The 10,003-nt window shown below is 38.6% G+C and carries 6 protein-coding genes and 1 pseudogene; all 7 read right to left on the bottom strand.

Going from position 1 to position 10,003, the window contains the following annotated elements; genetic code table 11:
* Positions 1 to 363 (bottom strand): DUF6444 domain-containing protein (locus tag L655_RS0110345; RefSeq protein WP_024604528.1); only part of this gene is annotated, 363 nt, incomplete at its 3' end.
* A gap of 96 nt (positions 364 to 459) precedes the next feature.
* A pseudogene (gene pelF, locus L655_RS0110340) lies at positions 460 to 1,020 on the bottom strand (GT4 family glycosyltransferase PelF); the annotation flags it as partial.
* Complete coding sequence (locus L655_RS0110335; RefSeq protein WP_024604990.1) at positions 1,013 to 1,996, bottom strand: HEAT repeat domain-containing protein; 984 nt, start codon at positions 1,994 to 1,996, stop codon at positions 1,013 to 1,015. The pseudogene pelF and the gene L655_RS0110335, both read right to left, overlap by 8 nt.
* The gene (locus tag L655_RS1000000127960) at positions 1,993 to 2,370 is read right to left on the bottom strand and encodes a PelD GGDEF domain-containing protein (RefSeq protein ID WP_240915894.1); all 378 of its coding nucleotides are present in this window, start codon (positions 2,368 to 2,370) and stop codon (positions 1,993 to 1,995) included. Before L655_RS1000000127960 ends, L655_RS0110335 begins: the two co-directional genes overlap by 4 nt.
* Before the next feature lie 906 nt (positions 2,371 to 3,276).
* Positions 3,277 to 3,792 carry a hypothetical protein gene (locus L655_RS0110325; protein ID WP_002958938.1) on the bottom strand — a complete coding sequence of 172 codons (516 nt, stop codon included), beginning with the start codon at positions 3,790 to 3,792 and terminating at the stop codon, positions 3,277 to 3,279.
* Positions 3,793 to 3,806: 14 nt separating this feature from the next.
* Positions 3,807 to 7,094 (bottom strand): tetratricopeptide repeat protein, encoded by a 3,288-nt coding sequence (locus tag L655_RS0110320; RefSeq protein ID WP_024604989.1) that lies wholly within the window; start codon positions 7,092 to 7,094, stop codon positions 3,807 to 3,809.
* On the bottom strand, positions 7,094 to 9,802 hold the full coding sequence (locus L655_RS0110315; protein ID WP_024604988.1) for an endo alpha-1,4 polygalactosaminidase: 2,709 nt from the start codon (positions 9,800 to 9,802) through the stop codon (positions 7,094 to 7,096). Before L655_RS0110315 ends, L655_RS0110320 begins: the two co-directional genes overlap by 1 nt.
* Positions 9,803 to 10,003 lie beyond the last annotated feature (201 nt).

The raw sequence follows: 10,003 nt of genomic DNA, 5'->3' as shown, positions 1-10,003 counted from the left end.
GACTTGTCGCTTTTGAAAACCCACCTCACGATAGTGACCTTTAGGTAAAAAATCTCGGTCAACTAAAATGACTTGTACCTCATCAGGTGTTTCTGTTTGAGTCAGCGTTTTACCTACTCGGCCTTTTTGTCCGCCAGCTGATTTTTCTGACTTCTCTCTTGTTGGCTTTGTTCGGTTGATATCTTTTGATGGAGGAATGCTACTATTTTGACTATTAAGTCCTAATTTACTAGCTAGCATAACAACGACAACAAGAATGAGTTCAATAGACATCTTCAACGCTGGCGAGAGTGTTTTATCTTCTTGTAACTGAGTTTTAGTTTGCTCAACTATTTCAGTGATATTTATGCTGTTTAAATTCATTAAAGCTAGAGCGATAGGGTAATAGCTCTAGCTTGGCATACTGGCAGGATCAGTCAATAGCTAAAAAAGATCCTTAGAAAATAATTTGTCTTGGTGAATAGTTACAATAAGTTTAACTTTAGGAAGCCCTCGTGCAATTTCGGCTATTTTAAATAGCGGCTTATATAAATTGCGATATGACCAAAAAAAGTCAATAAAAGAAGATTCATCACAAAAAGTTGAATAATAATTAGTGAGTACTTGCCATGAAGATTCACTATATAAAAAGTCGGCTTCATTAATACCGTCTTTTTTAGCTAAAGTTTCAAATGCAAACTTTAATAATTCAGTCGGGATTGGCTCGTTACAATCTCTAAAATAATTTTGTAGTTGCTGCCAAAAATCAAAGAGTTCTTTTTTATATTTAACCCCATGCTTAGCTTTTATTTCAGAGGTATCATTTTGTACTAAATAATGAACATGCAGCTTGGTAACGTTTTCAGGCAAGGTATATTGAATCTCGCCATAATGCTCTGGCGCTCCACCTATAAAAACAAGCTCAAAGTTATAATGAGGTAACCCTTCAATTATTTGATGAACCCAGCTAGATACGCCACCACGCACATAAGGGTAAGTACCTTCTAAAAGCAGTAAAATGTCTGCATTTTTGTTACTCATGCCAATACTCCTGTAAATGACGTAATTCACTGCCCTTAGGTTGTTCTGGGAGTTCTTTTAAGTAGCGTTTACAGTCGTCAAACTTGTTCATACAAAAGGCAACTTCGGCTTTATAAGGGAGAACATGACGCCTTGCCATGCCCGACTCAGTTGCTTTGAGTAGGTACTCATGGGCTATTTCGTATTTGTCTAAGGCTAAAGATATACGCCCTAAAAATATAAAAGTTGCAGGTGTTTTTATGTGCTTAATACTTTGCAATGCAAGTGCTTCTGCTTTTTCTAAAACGTATTTACGCAGTGCGCCTTGTGCTAAGCCTAAATAGCTCAGTTCCCAATAAAGTTCGGCTAGCTGTTTTTGTAAATGACTCAATTTTGGCTGCTTAGTTGTAACTACTATTTCTTGCTGGTACAAACTGATTTTTTCGTTAAGTTTGATTTCTTTACCATCAAGGGTTGAGTAGGCGAGTAGTCGAATATCATCTTCTAAATCTTTAAGTGCTAGCTTTAAAATAGGAATAGCTTGTGAGTCACTCATGTGACGAGCCGCCATTACAGCACTTAAACGCTTGTTTGGCTCATTAGCGTGCTTCAAAATTGCTTTAAGTCCGCCCATAGAATAGGTTGGATTTGCTGATATTGCTCTGGCTTCAAAAGGAAGCTCAGGTATTTTATGCTCCTCTATTTCTATCTCGTCATTCTTGAGAGGTTTACAAAGAGCAAATGTAAGTGCTACTACAACACCTATAATTCCATGTACTGGTAATGTAAGCAATAATAAAAACATGAGTAGCAAAGAGCTATAAGGAGTCGTTTTGTATTTTTTAGGTATAAAAACATAACTAACAATAGCAAAAAAGATGCTAGCAATAGCATGCAATAATATAGCTAAAAACCAATTAGGTGTTTCCAGTACTTCTATTAGTGCAAAGTACTGACAAATAAACCCTAATATAGCCGCTACAATAATTATAATCATGAAAGTGAAACCAATCTCTTTATGTCATCTGAGCTTATAGGTAGTGCAAGTTGCTGCTCAATAACAATATCAAGCTCAGCTAAAGTGCTACCAGTGCGCTCTTTACACCAAGTGTTCATTCGGGCGATAAACCCTGCTTTTTCAAGTTCATCAGCTAATGGCATCAATAGCAGTAATACCTGATTTTGATTATCGTACAAATAAATGTCTAAACCACGGCGTGCTTCACTTAAATAACTCATAAGTTGAGTGGATTTATCAGTAATATTATTAGCTTTTATTTTTAGTAGCTGCGATGGAATGTTGTATCGTTTTGCTTCTTTATTCGCACGTTTAACTTGGCGAATAAAGTATGGATACTCTTCATAAGTCATTACTGGGTTTGTTATTTCATGGCGCAGNATGCCCAGCCATTACAGCAAGTAATGTTAGAGTTGTATTTTTAAGCGCAAAAAATTGTATTCTTTCAACCAAAATAGCGCCGTAAATAGTATTGTTTACGTCGATAAGTGGGATTGCCATATGGTATTTACTTATACCCGATGATGCTTTTTCGTCTTTTACCGATACTAATTCTTTTTCTTCGATCATTGCTAATATAAGAGGATCGTTTTTAGCTATTGGACTCATTTTACCTATAGAGGCAAGTGGTGGCTCTAAAACACTGTCGTTTTCAACTTTATATAACCCCGCTCTTTCTAGCGAACCGTACTCAACAAACAAGTCGATTATTTTTTGCGCTGCGCTATCAAGTCTTCTTTCTTTTAATAGCCCGATAGAGGTTCTTACTGCTTGTAGTGATTCACGTAAACTTAACGTATGGCCAGCTAGCATTTGCTCAATTCTATCGTGAGATGAATTAATTAAATGATACTGACGAGTAAATGTTTCAAGACGATCTGTTACGTACTCAAGCTGAATACTTTGCTGTTGATTAGTACGCTCCCACACATCTCTAAATTCGCCTGTGATCATAATTACAATAATGTAGCCAATCATAGCGTTAATATTGAAGTCGCTTTGCGGTGATAAAATATTTGCTTGAAGTAAAAAAAGTTGGCCAACAAGCAAACATAAAATACTAATAAAGCCTTTTGAAAAGCCATAGCGTAAAGAAACTAAAAGTGGGCCAAGTACAGGCCACGAAAACCCTCCCTCAGTCCAAAATGGGTCCTGTGCGTTAAATAATACAGGCAGCCCTAAAGCAAGCGCGGTAAATATAAATACCTCAGCCCATATTTGTAGCCCAGGAACGTCTCTTGGTCTAAGGAAATGTGTTTTCACTCACTAACCTCTATATAAGAAATTAAATCGGCAATCACATCTTGTGCTGTTGCTGCAATGCTATCGCGGCCCCAGCCACTTTTAGCAATAGTACCTGTCCAAACTGGTGTGGTTTGTCCATTTACAGTGAGTGATAATGTAAGTGCAACAACAGGTTCGCCATCAAGCCCTGCTTTATAGCGCCACTCTTCAATGCTGCCTGTTAGTACATAGTCAGCTTGTTGAGTGCTTAACCATTGCATAGCATTGTCTAAACGGTATTGATCATCCAGTGGTGGAAGCTCTTTGCTGTTTACGCGAGGTGCACGTATTAGAGTTGGTAATTTATTTTGTTGCCAAATACTGGCTAAAATATCTTCAGCACGCTCACCGGCAAGCGGTGTTTGAGCATGATTAACAAGCGGCATTAGTGCCACTGTTTTTGAAGGGCTAAGCTCTATATCATCAGCAACTCTGCTGGTGGTACATGCTGATAATAGTAATACCAAACACGGTATAATTAAACGAAACATACTCTCTCCTAACATTAAAAATGTACGTAATAACCTAATTGTAATTGTGTATCTGAGTTACCCACTTTATTACTACTTTGGTAACCCAGCTGTAATTTAAATAAATCATCGCCCAGTACAGACCAACCTGCGCCACTTGAAACTGATACATCTACTGTATCGTTAAGTGTTTGATAGCCAGTACTTATATCAAATAACCACGAAGGGCTTGCGCCTAGGTATGGTGGTTCTAAAGAACCAGTTGAAGCAAATGAGGTCCCTAGTGCAAAACGTCTAAATGGTTGAAGGTCAACTCTTAGCGGTCTTCTGCTTGCATCTGTATTTATTAATGCATTAACACGTTCAAAGTCTTGCCATTGCGCACTAAAATAAGCGTTCCAAATTGGGCGGTCTTTTAAAATACTGTATTGGTAACGAGCATTATATTCTTGGCCGTTTATTAGTGAGCTGCCATCGCTTCTTCGAGAAAAAGACATCGCTGCTGCTGATAGCTGTACGTTTTGTCTACCATCAATATTGTAGTTAACATAGGCCGTGGCTTTATCTAGCTGAGCATAGCTAAGTAGCGCTTCTGATTGGCGGTTTTCAACATTATATTCAAGCTTTAAACCTACCTGTGTACGCGAATCCCATTGATAACGAGAGTCCAAGCTAAAACCTTGACGGCTAACTAAGCTGCCTTGGTGAGAATCTATTTTTGCATCAAAATACCAACGACCAAATGTCATCTTATCTTCTATCGCGAACAGTAATCCGTTGTTATCAAGATTTTGCTGATTACTTAAACTTAATTTCCATTGCCCATTAGCATAAGGAAAATAAACGTTTACATCGTACTGGCTACTGTTTAAACCAGCCTCTGGCGATAGGTTTATTTCAAGCGCTCTAAAATAGGATGCGCGTGCATTTCTGAGTAAACTCAATTGCGATTCATTTGCCTCGCCAGTGAGTTCTTCGTACCAACGTTGCATGGTGGCATAGGGTTGTTTTAAATAGAGTAGGGCGTTTAGCTCATCTAATTTGCTTAGTGAACCTTCAGCTATAAGCTGTTTCGCTTTATTAAATTCGCCGTTTGTCATATAAAGTTGTAGTTTTTGCCATGGCTCTAATTTTTGTGCGGCCTTGCGCGCTAACCACCAGTTTGTTTGGGGCTCACCAATAGTGTCGGGGGCAAGTTCTTCCATTGTGTTTAATTGCATTAAATGAGGAACAGCCATCGCGCCCGCCCAGCGGAACATTAAGCCTCTGTATGCATATTTATCTTTAGGTAAGTGTTGCAGTAAATAGTGATTAAGTTCAGCAGCATTTGCATAATAACCAAGTTGCTTCATTACATCGGCTAAGTTAACCAGTGTTGTTAAGTCACTTGGATCTGCAATGGCTAATTTACGCAAATAAAAGTAAGCACTATTATATGATTTTTCATAAATAGATAGGCTAGCTAATAGCTGGGTCCACGCATAGGAAGGATCACTTTGTGAATAGCGAGCTAAAATGCGGCTAATCATCACAGTGTCGTGCATTTGCAGTGCTAACCAACCTTGTGCAAGCACAACATCAGGGTTGTATTCGCTTAATTTAGCGGCGCGGTTAAGCGTTGTGTAAGCATAATTTAAATCACTTTGGTTTTGATACCAATTTGAAAGAATTAACCAAGCAGGGTAGAGGGCTTTATTATAGCGCTGCTTATCAAGTTCAGCATGAATGCGTGCAACTGATTTAGCATCATTTACTTGGGTGCTCAGCAATGCAATTTGAATCAATTGACGGTCAGTTTGCGACTCGCTTTTCCATAAATAATCAAGAAGCTCCTGAGGCCTACCTTCAAAGCGCAATTGTTGGTAGTGCAGCATGTCGCCTACGCTTAAAGGGCTTATTTGTTGTAACTGCTCTAATGCATATAGCTCATGAGCTTTGTCTTGGACTCGCATTGCCATGTCTACATTGGCACTCCAAAACTCATCGTCAGAACTTTCATGTTTGTTTTTTAGTACTTGCAGAGCTGTAGAAAAGTCATCTTCTAGCCAAAATGCGCGGGCAATCCAAAGTAAATCTTCTTCATTTTTAGGCCCTTTATATGTAGGCCACAAAGCTCTTAATGCTTTTAAATTACCAGTATCGTGAAGTACTTTTGCTTTCCAATATTGTGATAATGCACTTTTACCATTTATTTGCTCAAAGCGTTCAATATTATTTAACTCTTGCTTTGTGTTACCAATAAATTCGTTAGCTTGCATCCAATTAGCAAAGCCATTTCCTTTTAGATTTCTATTTTGGGCTTTATATTCGTATATATCATTAGCATCTTGGTATAAATATAAAGCGGTGGCATCGTTAATACTATCGGTAAGCATCGAAGGGGTTACGGCTTTGTTAGACATTAGCCATTTAAACTCTCGAAGTGCCTCTTTAGGCTTGTTTTGCCAGCGCTTTATCTTCCAATTTAATAAATGTAGCTCTTTGTCATCTGGGCTTTGTAGTAATAACTTTGCAAGTAATTGCTCAGCCCCTTTTGCATTTCCATTTGCTAAACGCAGGTGCATTGCTTGTGTTAAGTACTCGCTGTTATTTGGCTCGCTCTTTAATAAGCTTTCAATGGCTTGAGCTGCATCTTCTGTGTTGCCAGCCAAGTTTGCTAAATAAAGGGTGCGTTTAACATCGGCTTTGTCACCGTAGGTGTTCCACCATGCATAAGCTTGAATCGGATTATTTGCGCCAAGTGCAGTTTCAATCGCTTTAGCTGCAATGTCAGCATTTATATTTGTTTTATAAATAGCGAATGCTTTGTCAGGTTCCCCTGCGCTTAACCAGTAATCGGCTGCAAGGAGTGGCTGTTTATTTTTTTGATAATACTGAGCAACTTTTGCGTTTAACCCAACGGCTTTTGCAACAGTCAGTATTTGTTCGTTCCAATTTTTATGAGCTCCTATTTTTAATGATAGCTCTTCAAAGCGGTCGTCAACTTTAGCACCACTTGCTAGCCATAATGAGTAAAGCAGCTTTATTTCAAGTGTTGCTTTGCGCTCGCCCCTAGGTAGCTTTTCAAGCTCGTTAGTGGCTTGTGAATACTCACTAAGCCCTATATGTAGCTCAACCAATTTTGCGCGAAGCTTTTCGTTGTCGGGCTCTGCATTGAGTGCTGCATTGAGGTAAGATTTCTCAAAGGTATAATCTTGTGAAAGTGCATCATCTTCAAAAAATAAGGTATGGGGAAATAACGCATAAAGTGCAAAACAACTTACAGCTAGTATCGCTAATATTGTTTTTATAGAAATTAACTGAGGGCGCTTTTTAGTATTCATTATAGAGCAGATCCGTTGCAGTTAAGGTAACCATAAAATTGACCTTTTGGCAGATTAAAGTGCGTCACATTAGTGCGTGTTACACCTTTAAAGTGTTCACCCAAATTAGATACAAATTCGCATGAGCGTGCATTAATTAAATCAAGTGAAGCGGGCACCCATGCTTTAAAACTAACCGGTCCGTTAACTTGCCAGTTATCAATAACAACATTTGCAGACGCTAAATAAGGTTTTTTACTATTTTGGCTATGATCAAAGCTAAGGCGAGCTATGTTATTTATAATATGTATGTAGTCACCTTTTTCAGTTACACCCGATACTCCTTCACTTTGAGCTATGTTTGGCACATCAAAATCGCTAGGTATGCGTAGAGTACGAATGTACTTTGAGCTAAATAACCATTCATTATTACTGTTTTTTGCAAGTGCAGAAAAGTAAAAGTCTTTTGCTACTTTTGCATAGTGGCTTAAATGCACCGGTGTATTTGGCCTTGCTAAAACATAATCAATGTTGTGTTTAAGAGCGTCTAAGCCCGCAAGAACTTCACCTGAATAAAAGTGATAATAAATAGTGTAAGGTTTTAACCTATATGGCTTTTCTGTTATTTCGAATGTTTCGGTTAAGCGTCTAAAGCCGTAATAAGGGCCATGCCATAAGTTTGTGTAAACATTTTCATTCAATATGGGGGCGTAAATTTGATACAGCAAATCTCTTTCAGGGCGACCGATAGGGGAGATGTGAGAAAGGCTTGGGTTATCAGCATTTACATCAGTATTACCGCCATTGACATTTAACACGCCAGCGTCACGAGCAAGTTCAAGTGCTTTTGGGCCAGGTGTTGCATCACCAGACCATAGCATCATTACTGTTTTTTTATTTTTAGGTGTGAGTTTTTCATCAATGTACTTTATCGAGTCGGTAATTTCTTTTTTAAGGCTAATTGTGTTGTAGCCAGGGACGTCTAGATGAAAACCGTAATCGGTGTCGTCTTCATCTATTTTTTTTCGCCCAGATAGGGCTGTCCAAAAATAGGGATGACTATAAGTGTGTGAAGCAACTTCTACGTAAGGCAGGTTAAAAATACTACGCGCAATGCCTTCGAGTTTGGCACTTTGTTTAGAATGAATACCGCCTTCTTCAATATCAGCTTGGATCACTGATGACGTTAACGGTAGTTTGTAGTGTTTAATTATTTCATCTCGAATTACTTCTGCTGAATAAGGCTTACCTGCGTAGTGGGCAACACTTGTAAATCCATCTCCATCGATATGCAAAGTAAGCATTCGCCTGCCGCTTTCGGTGGTTGTATCTGGCACTAATATAGGTGGTAACCCCATTGCTTGAGTAAGTAATGTACGCGGATCAATAACCCATTTGCTGCCTTCCATCGGAAATGTGTCAATTAACCAAGGAGCGGCCACGACTGCACCATATTTAGTTTTAGCCGCTTGTAAAATACTTATATTATTAGCAGACTTTATTGTTATTAGAGGAGTCGCATCAGTTGCTAATTTAAGTAAGTATGGTTTAACAATAGGGGGAGGTTTTGTTGACTCCCCTTTGAGCCAAGGTGCAAAGCTATCTTGTTTATATGGACCTTCAGGTAGTGTGTTTAACGACTCAATACCTAAGCTTAATAATAATTTAGTTGATTGTGGTAACTCGCCTAAAATGAGTTCTGGTACAACACCTAAATTAGCTTCAAGCCAATTGTTTAGTGTTGGTGTGTAAAACGTATCGCTTGTGGTCCACGAGATAATACCTGCATGCAAGCTAGGATCAACTAAAGGTAAGTCGCGCTTTGCCGTATCTATGTAATCAGGTATATATCCCAAATACTCAATCATGGTCGCTAGTTTTAAATGTACGGTAGTGTAAATGAGTGGCTTTACGTTACTGTTGTACGGAATGAGGATGCGTCTTGGTACTGGTGATATAGTTGATGTACCCCATGTTTGTAAGTGTCCATCAGTTACCCAAGGGGTAAAACCTGCCTGCTTAATTTTTTGCGCCATAGTAAGACGGTTGTCAGGCTGTGCATAATCAATAACTTGTACTTTAAAACCAAGCTTTTGTGCCGTTTTTAATTGTGCACTTAGCCAAGCTTGATCGTTCTCGGTGGTTAATTTGTAGCTATTATTGATTGGGTTGTAATGGCTATATAAACCTTCAGCCACTAAATCGCTGGCTAAACCGGTAAGTCTAGGTAGTAACTCAAAGCCTCGGTTGAGGATAAGGTGTTTATTAAACGTGCCAGACAGACTCTTTATAATTGCGACTAAGCCATTTTGTTGATCTGATTTACTGTGCTTATCATCTAAAAGTTGATAGCTGTCTAGAGTATCTAAAAACAAGCCACTGAAGCCTCGTGCTTTTAAAGTAGCTGCGTTATTTTGCACATGTTGTTGCCAATGCGTAGATGTTAAATCGGCAATGTGGCTATTCCAATTAGGGTTAACTCCGAGTGAAGACTCACTTTCAATAAACGACTCACCAACACTTAAATAAGCATAAACAGCTATGTCACGCTGTTTAAACCAATTGAGTTCGTGCTCAGTCACAAGGTCAGGCTGAACTACAACGCGAGAATAAAAGGTCATTTCGGCTAATGGCATCGGCGCTGAGTAGTAAAAAGCGATACTATTATTTACAGGCGTTGCGAATGCGTGAGCCGACACTAAAAGTGCAAGGTATAAAATATACTTCATTAATAATTCATTTTTATTAGATTATAACTGTGGCTCAAAGTGTTGTGTTCCAATTTTTATCTAGTTGTTTGGTATTAGGAATATAGGACTATTATATGTTAATGGAAGTTTAATATCCATATGTTCATTATTTATATGAACCTAAAACCAATACTAACATGACTAATGAGTTAACTCATTACATACGAAGCAATCGAGCGG

Origin of the sequence: Pseudoalteromonas sp. TAE79 (assembly GCF_000498015.1) — a bacterium.
Taxonomy (GTDB): domain Bacteria; phylum Pseudomonadota; class Gammaproteobacteria; order Enterobacterales; family Alteromonadaceae; genus Pseudoalteromonas.
This window is presented reverse-complemented; position numbering and strand designations above follow the sequence as displayed.

Bases quoted from the DNA above. Each gene is read 5' to 3' on its own strand.
- L655_RS0110335 (WP_024604990.1), bottom strand. From the start codon at position 1,996: ATGATTATAATTATTGTAGCGGCTATATTAGGGTTTATTTGTCAGTAC.
- L655_RS1000000127960 (WP_240915894.1), bottom strand. From the start codon at position 2,370: ATGACTTATGAAGAGTATCCATACTTTATTCGCCAAGTTAAACGTGCG.
- L655_RS0110325 (WP_002958938.1), bottom strand. From the start codon at position 3,792: ATGTTTCGTTTAATTATACCGTGTTTGGTATTACTATTATCAGCATGT.
- L655_RS0110320 (WP_024604989.1), bottom strand. From the start codon at position 7,094: ATGAATACTAAAAAGCGCCCTCAGTTAATTTCTATAAAAACAATATTA.
- L655_RS0110315 (WP_024604988.1), bottom strand. From the start codon at position 9,802: ATGAAGTATATTTTATACCTTGCACTTTTAGTGTCGGCTCACGCATTC.